Annotated in this window: 13 protein-coding genes; 10 read left to right on the top strand and 3 right to left on the bottom strand. The window is 63.8% G+C overall.

Going from position 1 to position 15,384, the window contains the following annotated elements; all coding sequences use genetic code 11:
• Nucleotides 1-144: 144 nt before the first annotated feature.
• Nucleotides 145-585: a heme-binding protein gene (locus C6A77_RS06990; protein ID WP_114168801.1), complete on the bottom strand. Its 441-nt coding sequence runs from the start codon at nucleotides 583-585 to the stop codon at nucleotides 145-147.
• 257 nt (nucleotides 586-842) lie between these two features.
• Between C6A77_RS06990 and gcl the strand changes: the two genes are divergently transcribed.
• The 8 genes from gcl to C6A77_RS07035 all read left to right on the top strand — a co-directional run bounded on the left by gcl (nucleotide 843) and on the right by C6A77_RS07035 (nucleotide 10,632).
• Complete coding sequence (gcl, locus tag C6A77_RS06995; RefSeq protein ID WP_114168802.1) at nucleotides 843-2,618, top strand: glyoxylate carboligase; 1,776 nt, start codon at nucleotides 843-845, stop codon at nucleotides 2,616-2,618.
• 53 nt (nucleotides 2,619-2,671) lie between these two features.
• A complete protein-coding gene (hyi, locus tag C6A77_RS07000; protein ID WP_114168803.1) occupies nucleotides 2,672-3,454 on the top strand; it encodes a hydroxypyruvate isomerase in 783 nt (260 codons plus the stop codon).
• Between the two features lie 183 nt (nucleotides 3,455-3,637).
• Nucleotides 3,638-4,531 (top strand): 2-hydroxy-3-oxopropionate reductase, encoded by an 894-nt coding sequence (locus tag C6A77_RS07010; RefSeq protein ID WP_114168805.1) that lies wholly within the window; start codon nucleotides 3,638-3,640, stop codon nucleotides 4,529-4,531.
• A 257-nt stretch (nucleotides 4,532-4,788) separates the two neighbouring features.
• A complete protein-coding gene (locus tag C6A77_RS07015) occupies nucleotides 4,789-6,063 on the top strand; it encodes a glycerate kinase (protein WP_114168806.1) in 1,275 nt (424 codons plus the stop codon).
• Nucleotides 6,060-7,475 (top strand): pyruvate kinase, encoded by a 1,416-nt coding sequence (pyk, locus tag C6A77_RS07020; RefSeq protein ID WP_114168807.1) that lies wholly within the window; start codon nucleotides 6,060-6,062, stop codon nucleotides 7,473-7,475. The genes C6A77_RS07015 and pyk overlap by 4 nt, the downstream gene beginning before the upstream one ends.
• A gap of 200 nt (nucleotides 7,476-7,675) precedes the next feature.
• The gene (locus C6A77_RS07025) at nucleotides 7,676-8,548 is read left to right on the top strand and encodes an urea transporter (protein ID WP_114168808.1); all 873 of its coding nucleotides are present in this window, start codon (nucleotides 7,676-7,678) and stop codon (nucleotides 8,546-8,548) included.
• A gap of 44 nt (nucleotides 8,549-8,592) precedes the next feature.
• Complete coding sequence (locus C6A77_RS07030; protein WP_114168809.1) at nucleotides 8,593-9,414, top strand: ion transporter; 822 nt, start codon at nucleotides 8,593-8,595, stop codon at nucleotides 9,412-9,414.
• Nucleotides 9,415-9,630: 216 nt separating this feature from the next.
• Nucleotides 9,631-10,632 (top strand): sulfate ABC transporter substrate-binding protein, encoded by a 1,002-nt coding sequence (locus tag C6A77_RS07035; protein ID WP_114168810.1) that lies wholly within the window; start codon nucleotides 9,631-9,633, stop codon nucleotides 10,630-10,632.
• 123 nt (nucleotides 10,633-10,755) lie between these two features.
• Here C6A77_RS07035 and C6A77_RS07040 read toward each other — a convergent pair whose 3' ends face one another.
• Both C6A77_RS07040 and C6A77_RS07045 read right to left on the bottom strand, forming a co-directional pair.
• On the bottom strand, nucleotides 10,756-11,712 hold the full coding sequence (locus C6A77_RS07040; RefSeq protein WP_114168811.1) for a class I SAM-dependent methyltransferase: 957 nt from the start codon (nucleotides 11,710-11,712) through the stop codon (nucleotides 10,756-10,758).
• A gap of 117 nt (nucleotides 11,713-11,829) precedes the next feature.
• Entirely contained in the window at nucleotides 11,830-12,726 is an 897-nt protein-coding gene (locus tag C6A77_RS07045; protein WP_114168812.1) for a DMT family transporter, read from the bottom strand.
• 133 nt (nucleotides 12,727-12,859) lie between these two features.
• Between C6A77_RS07045 and C6A77_RS07050 the strand changes: the two genes are divergently transcribed.
• Both C6A77_RS07050 and C6A77_RS07055 read left to right on the top strand, forming a co-directional pair.
• Nucleotides 12,860-13,297, top strand: a complete 438-nt coding sequence (locus C6A77_RS07050; protein ID WP_114168813.1) for an Lrp/AsnC family transcriptional regulator — start codon at nucleotides 12,860-12,862, stop codon at nucleotides 13,295-13,297.
• Nucleotides 13,298-13,847: 550 nt separating this feature from the next.
• Nucleotides 13,848-15,380: an NCS1 family nucleobase:cation symporter-1 gene (locus C6A77_RS07055; protein WP_114168814.1), complete on the top strand. Its 1,533-nt coding sequence runs from the start codon at nucleotides 13,848-13,850 to the stop codon at nucleotides 15,378-15,380.
• Nucleotides 15,381-15,384 lie beyond the last annotated feature (4 nt).

Below are 15,384 nucleotides of genomic sequence, written 5' to 3' on the forward strand. Positions count from 1 at the left end.
CCTGGGGGGCCCGGCGGGGGCCTGGGGGGGTGTTTGCCCCCCCAAGCCCCCCACACGCCCGCCCCCCCTGCTTTTTCAAAACCCCGGGGGGGCGGGGCTTTGTGTCGCGATTGGGCCGCAAAGCGGCCCCAACTATCTTGAGCCTTACGCGGCTACCCCAGCATCCGCCCGCAACCCTACCTCCTCGATCGCACTGATCGCGCACTGCTCGTCGATATCCGACGTATCCCCGCTGATCCCGACCGCACCCAGCACCTTGCCGTCCTGATCACGCACCAGCACGCCACCCGGCGCCGGCACCACCGGCCGTTCGCCCAGGCCGTTCAACGCGGCAAAGAATGCCGGCCGCTGCTGCGCATCCAGCGCCAGCAAGCGCGAGCCCTTGCCCAGGGCAACCGCACCCCAGGCTTTGCCGGTGGCCACCTGCGGGCGGATCAGGCTGGCGCCATCCTCGCGTTGCAGCGCCAACAAGTGGCCACCGGCATCGAGCACCGCCACGGTCAGTGGCGCGGCGTTGATCTTGCGGCCCGCCGCCAGCGCGGCGTTCACCAGGCTGACCGCGACTTTCAGGTTCAAAGCGTTCATGGAAAGGTCCTCTTCTTGTTGTGAGAAGCCCTGAGGGCAGTTGAAAACCGATAGAACAAATAGAACACAACGGGATGTATTTTTGTATACAATATTTTGAAACGATCGTATGCGATGGCGCAAACCGCCGTTTTCACGGGCGCTCAAACGAAAGCGATCGCAGGCGACGAAAACCCGTTGACCTGAGCCGCCAGCCATGAATACACTCTGGCACAAAGCAAGTTGTATACAATTACAAAATCGATGAGGCACAAACCATGAGCAAAATGAGAGCAATCGATGCAGCCGTTCTGGTCATGCGCCGTGAAGGTGTAGATACCGCGTTCGGCATCCCGGGGGCTGCCATCAACCCGTTGTACTCGGCCCTGAAGAAAGTCGGTGGCATCGATCACGTCCTCGCTCGTCACGTCGAAGGTGCCTCGCACATGGCCGAGGGTTACACCCGCGCCAACCCGGGCAACATCGGCGTGTGCATCGGCACCTCCGGCCCAGCCGGCACCGACATGGTCACCGGCCTGTACAGTGCCTCCGCCGACTCCATCCCGATCCTCTGCATCACCGGCCAGGCGCCACGTGCCCGCCTGCACAAGGAAGACTTCCAGGCTGTCGACATCACCAACATCGTCAAGCCGGTCACCAAGTGGGCCACCACCGTTCTGGAGCCAGGCCAGGTGCCTTACGCCTTCCAGAAGGCCTTCTATGAAATGCGCACCGGCCGCCCTGGCCCTGTGCTGATCGACCTGCCGTTCGATGTGCAGATGGCCGAAATCGAATTCGACATCGACGCCTACGAGCCGCTGCCGGTGCACAAGCCGTCCGCCACCCGCGTCCAGGCCGAAAAAGCCCTGGCCCTGCTCAATGACGCCGAACGCCCGCTGCTGGTAGCCGGTGGCGGCATCATCAACGCCGACGCCAGCGACAAGCTGGTCGAGTTCGCCGAGCTGACCGGTGTACCGGTAATCCCGACCCTGATGGGCTGGGGCACCATCCCCGATGACCACGCGCAGATGGTCGGCATGGTCGGCCTGCAGACCTCGCACCGCTACGGCAACGCCACCCTGCTGAAATCCGACCTGGTGTTCGGTATCGGCAACCGTTGGGCCAACCGCCACACCGGTTCCGTCGACGTGTACACCGAAGGCCGCAAGTTCGTCCACGTGGACATCGAGCCAACCCAGATCGGCCGCGTGTTCACCCCGGACCTGGGTATCGTTTCCGACGCCGGCAAGGCACTGGACGTGTTCCTCGAAGTGGCCCGCGAGTGGAAAGCCGCCGGCAAGCTGAAGTGCCGCAAGGCCTGGCTGGAAGACTGCCAGCAGCGCAAGGCCAGCCTGCAGCGCAAGACCCACTTCGACAACGTGCCGGTCAAGCCGCAGCGCGTGTACGAAGAAATGAACCAGGTATTCGGCAAGGACACCTGCTACGTCAGCACCATCGGCCTGTCGCAGATTGCCGGCGCGCAGTTCCTGCACGTGTACAAGCCACGCCACTGGATCAACTGCGGCCAGGCCGGCCCGCTGGGCTGGACCATTCCTGCCGCCCTCGGCGTGGTAAAGGCCGACCCCAAGCGCAAGGTCGTGGCCCTGTCGGGTGACTACGACTTCCAGTTCATGATCGAAGAACTGGCGGTGGGTGCGCAGTTCAACCTGCCGTACGTGCACGTACTGGTGAACAACGCCTACCTGGGCCTGATCCGCCAGGCGCAGCGTGGCTTCGACATGGATTACTGTGTACAACTGGCGTTCGAGAACATCAACTCGACCGACGCCGCCACCTACGGTGTCGACCACGTTGCCGTGGTCGAAGGCCTGGGTTGCAAGGCCATCCGTGTGTTCGAGCCGGCCGAGATCGCCCCTGCCCTGCTCAAGGCGCAGAAGATGGCCGAAGAGTTCCGCGTGCCGGTCGTGGTCGAAGTGATCCTCGAGCGTGTGACCAACATTTCCATGGGCACCGAGATCAACGCGGTCAACGAGTTCGAAGACCTGGCCCTGGTCGGCAACGACGCGCCAACCGCCATCTCGCTGCTGGACTGATCGCCTGACGCCCCCAGGCTTGCCCTGGGGGCCTTCATCGCAAGGAGACAACCATGCCTCGCTTCGCTGCCAACCTGTCCATGCTGTTCACCGAACAGGACTTCCTGGCCCGCTTCAAGGCTGCCGCCGACGCTGGTTTCAGCGGCGTCGAATACCTCTTCCCGTACGACTTCAGCGCCGCCGAAATCAAGCAGCAGCTGGAGGCCAACGGCCTGACCCAGGTGCTGTTCAACCTGCCGGCGGGCGACTGGTCGAAAGGTGAGCGCGGTATCACCTGCCACCCCGACCGTGTCGAAGAATTCCGCGCTGGCGTAGACAAGGCCATCGAGTACGCCAAGGTGCTGGGCAACACCCAGGTCAACGCCCTGGCCGGCATTCGTCCACAAGGCCCGGACTGCGCCACCGTACGCAAGACCTTCGTGGAAAACCTGCGCTACGCCGCCGACAAGCTGAAAGCCGCCGGGATCCGCCTGGTCATGGAAATGATCAACACCCGCGACATCCCCGGCTTCTACCTGAACACCACCCAGCAGGCCCTGGAAATCCAGGCCGAGGTTGGCAGCGACAACCTGTTCCTGCAGTACGACATCTATCACATGCAGATCATGGAAGGTGACCTGGCGCGGACCATGGAAGCCAACCTGAAACTGATCAACCACATCCAGCTGGCCGACAACCCGGGCCGCAACGAACCCGGCACCGGCGAGATCAACTACCGCTTCCTGTTCGAGCACCTGGACCGCATCGGCTACCAGGGCTGGGTGGGCGCGGAGTACAAGCCGCTGACCACCACCGAAGCGGGCCTGGGCTGGCTGAAGACCCATAACGCAATCTGAACGGCTGAACACAGGCCCCCGGGAGACACCAGACACTGTGGGAGCGGGTTTACCCGCGAATGCGATGTTGGCTTCACTGCCGCTTTCGCGGGTAAACCCGCTCCCACAGGGTTTTGTGTCCAACAAGGGAACCTACACAGTCTGCTCCATCGAGATTCAACAAATACAAAGAGGTAATTTCTCATGGCTAAAATCGGTTTCCTCGGCACCGGCATCATGGGCAAGCCCATGGCGCAGAACCTGCAGAAAGCAGGTCACAGCATCTTCGTTTCCACCCACCACGACGCCGCCCCGGCCGACCTGATCGCCGCTGGCGCAGTGGCCCTGGCCAACCCGAAGGAAGTGGCCCAGGAAGCCGAGTTCATCATCATCATGGTGCCGGACACCCCACAGGTCGAAAGCGTCCTGTTCGGTGAAAACGGCGTCGCCGAAGGCGTGGGCCCGAACAAGGTGGTGATCGACATGAGCTCGATCTCGCCTACCGCCACCAAAGCCTTCGCCGAGAAGGTCAAGGCCACTGGCGCTGCCTATCTGGACGCCCCGGTGTCCGGCGGTGAAGTCGGCGCCAAGGCCGCGACCCTGAGCATCATGGTCGGTGGTTGCCCGAAAGCCTTCGAGCGCGCCCTGCCGCTGTTCGAAGCCATGGGCAAGAACATCACCCGCGTCGGTGGCAACGGTGACGGCCAGACCGCCAAGGTCGCCAACCAGATCATCGTCGCCCTGAACATCCAGGCCGTTGCCGAAGCCCTGCTGTTCGCCGCCAAGAACGGCGCCGACCCGGCCAAGGTACGTGAAGCCCTGATGGGCGGCTTCGCCTCTTCGAAAATCCTCGAAGTGCACGCCGAGCGCATGATCAAAGGCACCTTCGACCCAGGCTTCCGCATCAACCTGCACCAGAAGGACCTGAACCTGGCCCTGCAAGGCGCCAAGGAACTGGGCATCAACCTGCCCAACACCTCCAACGCCCAGCAAGTGTTCAACACCTGCCAGGCCCTGGGCGGTGGCAACTGGGACCACTCGGCGCTGATCAAAGGCCTGGAGCACATGGCCAACTTCTCGATCCGCGACGACAAATAAACACTTTATAACCTTCACCGGCCTCTTCGCGGGCATGCCCGCTCCCACAGGTACTCCACAGGCCTGAGGGCAGCGAAAATCCTGTGGGAGCGGGCAAGTCGGAGCGCCGAACCGCCGCGAAGAAGCCAACACCTATGAACCTGCGACCACAGGCCCATAGGTGGCACCGAGCAACACCCGCCCCTGGTTCGGCCTGCACGGAGGCAGTTCCAGGGGCGTTTTCGATTCTGCAGAACAACAATAATTGGGAGCCTGCCATGTCGGTCGATCCGCAAAAACTTCTCCGCGAGCTGTTCGACACAGCCATCGCCGCCGCCCACCCCCGTCAAGTCCTCGAACCCTACCTGCCCGCCGACCGCAGCGGCCGGGTCATCGTCATCGGCGCCGGCAAGGCCGCAGCCGCCATGGCCGAAGTGGTCGAGAAAAGCTGGCAGGGCGAAGTCTCCGGGCTTGTCGTCACACGGTACGGTCATGGCGCCAACTGCCAGAAGATCGAGGTGGTCGAAGCCGCCCATCCGGTCCCCGATGCCGCCGGCCTGGCCGTGGCCAAGCGCGTGCTGGAGCTGGTCAGCAACCTCAATGAAGAAGACCGCGTCATCTTCCTGCTGTCCGGCGGTGGCTCTGCCCTGCTGGCCCTGCCCGCCGAAGGCCTGACCCTGGCTGACAAGCAACAGATCAACAAGGCGCTGCTCAAATCCGGCGCCACCATCGGCGAGATGAACTGCGTGCGCAAGCACCTCTCGGCGATCAAGGGCGGCCGCCTGGCCAAGGCCTGCTGGCCGGCCACGGTGTACACCTACGCCATTTCCGATGTACCGGGCGACCTCGCCACGGTGATCGCCTCCGGCCCTACCGTGGCCGACCCGAGCACCTCGGCCGATGCCCTGGCCATCCTCAAACGCTACAACATCGAAGCGCCGAAAGCCGTCATCGACTGGCTCAACAACCCCGCCTCGGAAACCGTCAAGGCCGATGACCCGGCCCTGGCCCGCAGCCACTTCCAGCTGATCGCCAAGCCCCAGCAGTCGCTCGAAGCTGCCGCGGTCAAAGCCCGCCAGGCCGGGTTCAGCCCGCTGATCCTCGGCGACCTGGAAGGCGAGTCGCGCGAAGTGGCCAAGGTCCACGCCGGTATCACCCGCCAGGTCGTCCAGCACGGCCAGCCGCTGAAGGCGCCCTGCGTGATCCTCTCCGGCGGCGAGACCACCGTGACCGTGCGCGGCAATGGCCGTGGCGGGCGCAACGCCGAGTTCCTGCTCAGCCTCACCGAAAGCCTGAAAGGCCTGCCGGGCGTGTACGCCCTGGCCGGTGATACCGACGGCATCGACGGTTCGGAAGAAAACGCCGGCGCCTTCATGACCCCGAGCAGCTACGCCCGCGCCGAAGCGCTCGGCCTGTCGGCCAGCGACGAGCTGGACAACAACAACGGCTACGGCTATTTCGCCGCGCTGGATGCGCTGATCGTCACCGAGCCGACCCGCACCAACGTCAACGACTTCCGCGCCATCCTGATCCTCGAGACTGCCCAATCATGACGCCTGATAAAAAAGTCAAAATCCTCGCCACCCTTGGCCCTGCGATCAACGGCATCGACGACATCCGCCAACTGGTCGAAGCCGGGGTGAACATCTTCCGCCTCAACTTCAGCCACGGCGAGCACGCCGACCACGCCCTGCGTTACCAGTGGATCCGCGAAGTCGAGCAGCAGCTGAATTACCCGCTGGGCATCCTCATGGACCTGCAAGGGCCGAAGCTGCGGGTCGGCCGCTTCGCCGACGGCAAGGTGCAGCTGCAACGCGGCCAGGCCTTGCGCCTGGACCTGGACAAGGCCCCGGGCGATAGCCGCCGGGTCAACCTGCCGCACCCGGAGATTATTGCCGCGCTCGAGCCCGGCATGGACCTGCTGCTGGACGACGGCAAGCTGCGCCTGCGCGTCACCGCCAAGCACAGTGACGCCATCGACACCGAAGTGCTCAACGGTGGCGAGCTGTCCGACCGCAAGGGCGTCAACGTACCGCAAGCGGTGCTCGACCTTTCGCCGCTCACCGAGAAAGACCGCCGCGACCTGGCCTTCGGCCTGGAGCTGGGCGTGGACTGGGTAGCCCTGTCGTTCGTGCAGCGCCCCGAAGACATCGTCGAAGCGCGCCAGCTGATCGGCGACCGCGCTTACCTGATGGCGAAGATCGAGAAGCCATCTGCGGTCGAACAACTGCAAGCTATCGCCGAGCTGGCTGACGCGATCATGGTGGCGCGTGGCGACCTGGGCGTGGAAGTGCCGGCCGAAAGCGTGCCGCAGATCCAGAAACGCATCATCGGCACCTGCCGCCAGCTGGGCAAACCGGTGGTCGTGGCCACGCAGATGCTCGAGTCGATGCGCTTCTCGCCAGCGCCGACCCGTGCCGAAGTCACCGATGTGGCCAACGCCGTCGCCGAAGGCGCCGATGCGGTGATGCTGTCGGCCGAGACCGCCTCGGGCGACTACCCGCTGGAAGCCGTGCAGATGATGAGCAAGATCATCCGCCAGGTAGAGAACGGCCCGGACTACCAGGCCCAGCTCGATGTCGGTCGGCCGAAGGCCGAGGCCACCGTGTCGGATGCCATCAGCTGCGCGATCCGCCGGATCAGCGGCATCCTGCCGGTGGCGGTGCTGGTCAACTACAGCGAATCGGGCGCCTCGACCCTGCGCGCGGCGCGCGAACGGCCACGGGCACCGATCCTCAACCTGACCCCGAACCTGACCACCGCACGCCGCCTGAGCGTGGCCTGGGGCGTGCATTCGGTGGTCAATGACCGCCTGCGCCAGGTCGATGAAGTGGTGTCTACCGCGCTGGAGATCGCCCAGGCACAAGGCATGGCCAGCCGTGGCGACACGCTGCTGATCACCGCCGGTGTGCCTTTCGGCAAGCCAGGGTCGACTAACACGCTGCGGATCGAGAACTTGATCTGAGAATGCCGGGGGCGCTCTGCGCCCCTTTCGCGACACAAGGCCGCTCCCACAGGGACCGCGTCAGCACAAGATAATACGGCCCCTGTGGGAGCGGCCTTGTGTCGCGATTGGAGGGCAAAGCCCTCCCCGAACACCAAACCTGCGGAAAACCCGAGGCCCAAAGAGGCCCACCGCACGCCATCAACCTCACTGACTGCCCCATGTACAGCAAACATTTCGTCAACCCGTGCCCCGACTGGGCCACGGCGTTACTCAACGGCTTCAGCCGGGTGCTGCTGCTGCGCAACCCCTTGTGCGGCCTGTGCTGCCTGCTGGCCATTTTGCTGACCGCCCCCGACCTGGTCGGCGGCGCCCTGCTCGGCGCTCTCGCCGGCTTGCTCACCGCGCAGCGCCGCGGCTACGACCGCGCCGACCGCCAGGCCGGCCTGTACTGCTACAACGGCGTACTGATCGGCATCCTGATCAGCGCCGTGCTGCCCTGGTCGGCCATCCTGCCGCCAGTGATCCTCGCTGCTGGCGGCCTGTCGAGCATCATCACCCACCAATGGCGCAAGCGCGGCGGCAAGCTGCTGGTCGCCTACACCGCGCCGTTCGTGCTGCTTGGCTGGGCGGTATTGCTGGTCGCCAGCCCCGCGCCCAGCGGCTTCGTCGAGGCCGAGCCGCTGTATGCACTGGCGCGCGGCGTCGGGCAGATTTTCCTGCTCGACCAGCCGCTGGCCGGGTTGCTGATCATTGTCGGGATGTTGATAGCCAACCCTTATGCCGCGCTGTGGGCGGTGATCGGCTCGGCCATTGGGGGGGGCGTGGCATTGCTCGCCGACCAGGCGCAGGCGGCGTGGTTGGGCCTTTATGGTTTCAACGCTGCGCTGGCGGCGCTGGCTTTCAGCAGGCAAGGTGAAAAGCCTTGGGTAACGCTGCTGGCGATCGCCCTCGCGCTGCTGCTGCAACCGCTGTTCAAGCTGCTACCGGTGCCCGGCCTGACCGCCCCCTTCGTCGCCGCCTGCTGGCTGATGCACCTGGGCAGCCACCTGGCCCAGCCCCGGCAGCGTGATGCCAGCCGCTTGCACAGCTGAAACGCAGCCCCTAGGCTCAGCCCATCGCAATTGGGAACGAGCCGATGAACAACCCTGCAAGCCTGCGCGAGCGGCTTTACATCATGGTCTTCCAGTCCGACACCGTAGCTGGAAGACGCTTCGACAAGATTCTTCTGCTGATCATCCTGGCCAGCCTGGTTACCGTCATCCTCGACAGCATCGACGAGGTGCACCAGCGCTACGCCGGCCTGCTGGCCGGGATCGAATGGGGCTTTACCGCGATCTTCCTCGCCGAGTACCTCACCCGCCTGTACTGCTCGCCCAGGCCTTTGCGCTATGCCTTCAGCTTTTATGGCCTGGTCGATCTGCTGGCGATCGTGCCGGGGATCATCGCCCTGTACTACAGCGACGCCCAGTACCTGCTGATCATCCGCGTGATCCGCATGCTGCGGATCTTCCGCGTGCTCAAGCTCAGCCCGTACCTCAAGCAGGCGCACTACCTGATAGAAGCGCTGCGCGGCAGCAAGCAGAAGATCATCGTGTTCCTGGTCAGCGTTTCTACCTTGGTGACGGTGTTCGGTACGCTGATGTACGTGATCGAAGGGCCGGAACACGGCTTCACCAGCATTCCCAAAGGGATCTACTGGGCCATCGTCACCCTGACCACGGTGGGGTTTGGCGACATCGTGCCGAAGACGCCGCTGGGGCAGGTGATTTCGTCGCTGGTGATGATCATCGGTTATTCGATCATTGCCGTGCCGACCGGGATATTCACCGCTGAGCTGGCTAATGCCATGCGTGGGGAACAGCTGCAGCATGACTGCCCGACCTGCAGCAAGAAAAGCCATGAGCATGGGGCGGCGTACTGCTCCCGCTGCGGTAATGTGCTGTTTCCCAAGCACTGATGTCGCCTGCACTGGCCCTATCGCCGGCAAGCCAGCTCCCACAGGTACTGCACATGCCCAGGACCTGCGCAGTACCTGTGGGAGCTGGCTTGCCGGCGATAGGGCCAGTAAAGGTGGCAGCATAACCAAAGCAGTTTTAGTTCTTTAACCGTTACAAACCCACCCGCTATAGTCGCAGGCAAACTGCCAACACCTTCTCGACAACAAGGAAGCAACGTGAAAAAACTCTTCACCGCCTCGCTGCTCGCCGCAGGCCTGGCCCTGGGCAATTTCGCCCAGGCCGCCCCTACCCTGCTCAACGTTTCCTACGACGTGATGCGCGACTTCTACAAGGACTACAACGCGGCCTTCCAGAAGCACTGGGAAGCCGAGCACAACGAGAAGGTCAACGTGCAGATGTCCTTCGGCGGCTCGAGCAAACAGGCACGGGCGGTGATCGATGGCCTGCCGGCCGATGTCATCACCATGAACATGGCCACCGACATCAACGCCCTGGCCGACAATGGCAAGCTGGTGCCGGACAACTGGGTCAGCCGCCTGCCGAACAACAGCGCGCCGTTCACCTCAGCCACCGTGTTCATCGTGCGCAAGGGCAACCCCAAGGCCCTGAAAGACTGGCCCGACCTGCTCAAGGACGGCGTGCAGGTGATCGTGCCCAACCCCAAAACCTCGGGTAACGGCCGCTATACGTACCTGTCGGCCTGGGGCTATGTGCTCAAGCAAGGCGGTGACGAAAACAAGGCCAGGGATTTCGTCGGCAAGCTGTTCCGCCAGGCGCCGGTGCTGGACACCGGTGGCCGTGCCGCCACCACCACCTTCATGACCAACCAGATCGGCGACGTGCTGGTGACCTTCGAGAACGAGGCCGAAATGATCGCCCGCGAGTTCGGCCGCGACCAGTTCGAAGTGGTCTACCCGAGCGTTTCCGCCGAAGCCGAACCGCCGGTGAGCGTGGTCGACAAGGTGGTGGCGAAGAAAGGCACCCAGGCCGCAGCCGAGGAATACCTGAAGTACCTGTGGTCGCCAGCGGCTCAGGAAATCGCCGCGCAAAACTACCTGCGCCCGCGTGATGCGACGGTACTGGCGAAGTACACCGACCGTTTCCCGAAAGTGGACTTCCTGTCGGTCGAGAAGACCTTTGGTGACTGGCGTACCGTGCAGAAAACCCACTTCAATGATGGTGGGGTGTTTGACCAGGTTTACAGCAACAATCAGTAATTGATGTAGGCAGGCTCGGCCTCTTCGCGGCTAAAGCCGCTCCCACAGGGACCCCACAACATTCAGCCCTGTGGTAACCCTGTGGGAGCGGGTTTACCCGCGAAGGGGCCAGCAAGGGCTACATCAGACCTGGCGGAATACCAAGGCCTTCAAGCCCCCCGCCGGGTCCACATCCGGAAACTCCGGCGGGTTCTCCAGCCGCTCGACAAACGCCAGCCCCGGCGCCTGCTCGGCCATCCCCTCGATCAGAAACTCCGGCCCGATCCCCGGGTCGTTGACGCACGCCAGCACCGTGCCTTGCGCACTCAGCAACTCCGGCAGGCGGCGGAGGATCTTCGCGTAATCCTGGGTCAGCACGAAGCTGCCGCGCTGGAAGGTGGGCGGGTCAATGATGATCAGGTCGTAGGGGCCGTATTTGCGCACCTTGCCCCACGACTTGAACAGCTCATGGCCCAGGTACGCCACGCGCGATGCGTCGTGGCCATTCAGGCGGTGGTTGTCGCGCCCGCGCGACAGTGCCGACTTGGCCATGTCCAGGTTCACCACCTGCTCGGCACCGCCGGCAATCGCCGCCACCGAGAAACCACAGGTGTAGGCGAACAGGTTCAGCACCCGCTTGCCCGCCGCCTGCTGGCGCACCCAGCGTCGCCCGTAGCGCATGTCGAGAAACAGGCCGTTGTTCTGCCGCACGCCCAGGTCCAGCAGGTAGGTCAGGCCGTCTTCGACCACTTCGCGCTGCTGGCACGGCTCGCCCAGCAGCCACTGGCCGGGGCTGTCGGGCAGGTAGCGGTGCTGGATGAGGATGGCCTGGCCGCGCCACTGCGGGCGCTCGACGAGGCTGCGCAACATGGTCTCGAGTTCGCCCAACTGGCCCTCGGGCGGTTCGCGGAACAGGGCCACCGACAGCACCCCTTGCAGCCAGTCGACGGTGACCTGCTCCAGGCCCGCCCAGCAGCGGCCGCGGCCATGGAACAGGCGGCGGGTTTCCTGCGGGGCAGGGTCGAGGGCGGCGAGCAGGTGTTGCTCCAGAGTCTGGATGGGCGAAGTCATTATGGGTCGCATGCTGGCAAAGAGCGGCATTCTACCTTGCGGGCCTCTTCGCGGGTAAACCCGCTCCCACAAGGCCCCCACCATCCTGAAGCGATGTGAAATCCCTGTGGGAGCGGGTTTACCCGCGAAGAGGCCCGCAAGGCCACCTCATTCCTCGGCCACAACCCGCGCTGGCCGGAACCACCAGCCCTGCTGCATGCCCGCGGCAGCCAGCAGGATCAACACTACCCCCAGCCATTGCAACGGTGCCAACCGATGCCCGAACGCCACCCAGTCCACCAGAATGGCCGCGATCGGGTAAATGAACGACAGCGCCCCGGTCAACGCCGTGGGCAAGCGCTGAATGGCGCTGTACAGCAGCACGTACATCAAACCGGTGTGCACCATGCCCAGGGTCACCAGGCTGGCCAGCGCCGGCACTTCAGCAGGCAACCCGCCAAGCTTGACCCATGGTGCCAGCAACAGCACCCCCGTGGCCACCTGGATCAGCGCGATTAGGTGCGGTGGCGTGCCACTCAGGCGTTTGATGATCAACGCCGCGATGGCATAAAGGAATGCCGCGCCCAGCGCCAGGGCAATGCCCAGCAGGTAGTCCTCGCCGCCGCCCTGCCCCGCGCCATGGGCGCTGACGATGGCCAGCATGCCGAGAAAGGCCACGCTCAGCCAGGTCACCTTGGCCAGGGTGATGCGCTCGCCGAGGAACAGCGCGGCCAGGCCCACCAGCATGAACGGCTGCACGTTGTACACCGCCGTGCCGATGGCAATCGATGCCCGCGAGTAGGAGGCGAACAGCAGCAGCCAGTTGCCGACGATGGCCACGCCGCTGGCAATCGCCAGCAAGAAGGCCGTGCGGCTGATGACACCGGCCCGCAGGTAACCGAAGCCCGCGCAGATCACCAGCAAGGTCGCAGCGCCGAACACGCAGCGCCAGAACACCACCTCGAGCACCGGCTGGCCGGACACCAGCACGAACCAGCCGATGGTCCCGGAAATCAGCATGGCGGCGACCATTTCCAGCGAGCCACGACGCAATGAACTGTCCATCTCACACCTCCTGTTGACGATGACTACAGTATGCAAAGGTTGTCGGTCAGCCTTCCAGCGGATAACCAAGGCATAACTCCATGCTTGCCTTTACTATCAAGGCAAATTCCGCCAATGACCTGTTGAGGTGAACATGACCGATGCCATCGACCAACTGCTGATCAATGCGCTGATGGAAGACTCACGCCGCTCGCTCAAGGCCCTGGCGCAGGTCAGCGGGCTGTCTGCGCCGAGTGTCAGCGAGCGCTTGCGCCGCCTGGAGGAACGCGGTGTGCTGCGTGGGTATACCGTCGAGGTCGACCCGCGCGCCTTCGGCTACCAGTTGCAGGCCATCGTACGCATTCGCCCGCTGCCCGGGCAGTTGCAGGAGGTGGAGCGGCAGATCATTGCCATTGCCGAATTCACCGAGTGCGACAAGGTCACCGGCGAGGACTGCTTCATTGCCCGGCTGCATGTGCGCTCGATGGAACAGCTCGACACCCTGCTCGACCGCATCAATGTGCTGGCCGAGACCAATACCGCGATCATCAAGAAAAGCCCGGTGAAGCGGCGGTTGCCGCCGATGGGCTGATTGCCTGCTGTGCCGGCCTCTTCGCGGGTAAACCCGCTCCCACAAGGAAATCCACAGCCTGTGAGGTCCCTGTGGGAGCGGGCGCGCCCGCGAAGAGGCCGGCCCGGAAAAAGCTGACTATTTTTTGTACACAAGAATGTCACCTTAGGTGCCATTTTTGTGTGCACTTTCCAAGGTAACGCCCCAATACGTTACACCTTTCCCGCAACTAATTTTGACCATTTGATCAACTAACAATACCTCTGAAAAATTAAAACTGTTCATTCGGTCAACTTATATCGCCCGCGTTTCATAAACTTATCTTTCAAAGAGATAGATTCAAAATGATGGCAAGTTGAAAGTTGCTGTTCCCTTGGCATGGAACTGGCTTTTGTGTGTTCGTGTTTTGTATACAAACCGAGCAAAACATAAATACACAAGAACCCGCGGCGCCGAACAGACTTCGGCCGTCGCGCCCAGAACCCTGTGATGCCAACGCTGCACCGACGAGATGGCGAGCCCGTGCGCATGCCCGCTCATCGCAGTCCACGTGCATCAGGAGCCCGCCGGAATGAGTACCAGCCTCGACCTTGCCCCTGAACTATCCGTCGCCAGCACCCACCCCGCTTCGCCGCTCGCCGGCAGCCAGCCGGAACTTGCCCTGAGCCCGCGCCTGCATAACCGCGACCTCGCCCCCACGCGCAGCGAAGGCCGCCGCTGGGGCGGTTACAGCATCTTTGCGCTGTGGACCAACGATGTGCACAACATCGCCAACTACTCGTTCGCCATGGGCTTGTTCGCCCTCGGCCTGGGTGGTTGGCAAATATTGCTGTCGCTGGCGATTGGCGCAGCGCTGGTGTACTTCTTCATGAACCTGTCCGGCTACATGGGGCAGAAGACCGGCGTGCCGTTCCCGGTCATCAGCCGTATCGCCTTCGGCATCCATGGCGCGCAGATCCCGGCGCTGATCCGCGCGGTCATCGCCATCGCCTGGTTCGGTATCCAGACCTATCTGGCCTCGGTGGTGCTGCGCGTGCTGCTCACCGCCGTATGGCCGCAGATGGCAGCCTACGACCACGACAGCATCCTCGGCCTGTCGAGCCTGGGCTGGGTGTGCTTCGTGTCGATCTGGCTGGCGCAGCTGGTGATCCTCGCCTACGGCATGGAGATGGTGCGCCGCTACGAGGCCTTCGCCGGCCCGGTGATCCTGCTGACCGTCGCCGCCCTGGCGGTGTTCATGTACCTCAAGGCCGACGCCCGCATCGCCTGGTCGGTGGCGGCGCCGCTGAGCGGCTACGAGATGTGGCGCAACATTTTCGCTGGCGGCGCGCTGTGGCTGGCGATCTACGGCACCCTGGTGCTCAACTTCTGCGACTTCGCCCGCTCCTCGCCGTGCCGCAAGACCATCCGCGTCGGCAACTTCTGGGGCCTGCCGGTGAACATCCTGGTGTTCGCCATGATCACCGTGGTGCTGTGCGGTGCGCAGTTCCAGATCAACGGCCAGATCATCGACAGCCCGACGCAGATCGTCGCCGCCATTCCCAGCACACCGTTCCTGGTACTCGGCTGCCTGGCCTTCCTGATCGTCACCGTGGCGGTGAACATCATGGCCAACTTCGTCGCCCCGGCCTTCGTCCTCAGCAACCTGGCCCCACGTCATCTGAACTTCCGCCGGGCCGGGCTCATCAGCGCCACCCTGGCCGTGCTGATCCTGCCGTGGAACCTGTACAACAGCCCGCTGGTGATCGTGTACTTCCTGTCCGGCCTGGGCGCCCTGCTTGGCCCGCTGTACGGGGTGATCATGGCCGACTACTGGTTGCTGCGCAAAGGCTGTATCAACGTGCCGGAGCTGTACACCGAGCACCCGGCCGGCGCCTACCACTACAGCAAAGGCATCAACCTGCGCGCCGTGGCCGCCTTCGTGCCGGCCGCGCTGTTGGCCATCGTCCTGGCCCTGGTGCCGAACTTCCATGGCATTGCGCCGTTCTCCTGGCTGATCGGCGCCGGCATCGCCGCGGCGGTCTACCTGCTGATCGCGCCACGCAACCGCCAGTACCACGACGTCAGCGGCGAATGCATTGCCGTCGACCACAGCAGCCACTGACCCG

It is taken from the genome of Pseudomonas sp. AFG_SD02_1510_Pfu_092, assembly GCF_003331055.1.
Lineage (GTDB): Bacteria > Pseudomonadota > Gammaproteobacteria > Pseudomonadales > Pseudomonadaceae > Aquipseudomonas.

Coding starts and splice junctions, on each gene's coding strand:
- C6A77_RS06990 (WP_114168801.1), bottom strand. CDS start 585: ATGAACGCTTTGAACCTGAAAGTCGCGGTCAGCCTGGTGAACGCCGCG.
- gcl (WP_114168802.1), top strand. CDS start 843: ATGAGCAAAATGAGAGCAATCGATGCAGCCGTTCTGGTCATGCGCCGT.
- hyi (WP_114168803.1), top strand. CDS start 2,672: ATGCCTCGCTTCGCTGCCAACCTGTCCATGCTGTTCACCGAACAGGAC.
- C6A77_RS07010 (WP_114168805.1), top strand. CDS start 3,638: ATGGCTAAAATCGGTTTCCTCGGCACCGGCATCATGGGCAAGCCCATG.
- C6A77_RS07015 (WP_114168806.1), top strand. CDS start 4,789: ATGTCGGTCGATCCGCAAAAACTTCTCCGCGAGCTGTTCGACACAGCC.
- pyk (WP_114168807.1), top strand. CDS start 6,060: ATGACGCCTGATAAAAAAGTCAAAATCCTCGCCACCCTTGGCCCTGCG.
- C6A77_RS07025 (WP_114168808.1), top strand. CDS start 7,676: ATGTACAGCAAACATTTCGTCAACCCGTGCCCCGACTGGGCCACGGCG.
- C6A77_RS07030 (WP_114168809.1), top strand. CDS start 8,593: ATGAACAACCCTGCAAGCCTGCGCGAGCGGCTTTACATCATGGTCTTC.
- C6A77_RS07040 (WP_114168811.1), bottom strand. CDS start 11,712: ATGCCGCTCTTTGCCAGCATGCGACCCATAATGACTTCGCCCATCCAG.
- C6A77_RS07045 (WP_114168812.1), bottom strand. CDS start 12,726: ATGGACAGTTCATTGCGTCGTGGCTCGCTGGAAATGGTCGCCGCCATG.
- C6A77_RS07050 (WP_114168813.1), top strand. CDS start 12,860: ATGACCGATGCCATCGACCAACTGCTGATCAATGCGCTGATGGAAGAC.
- C6A77_RS07055 (WP_114168814.1), top strand. CDS start 13,848: ATGAGTACCAGCCTCGACCTTGCCCCTGAACTATCCGTCGCCAGCACC.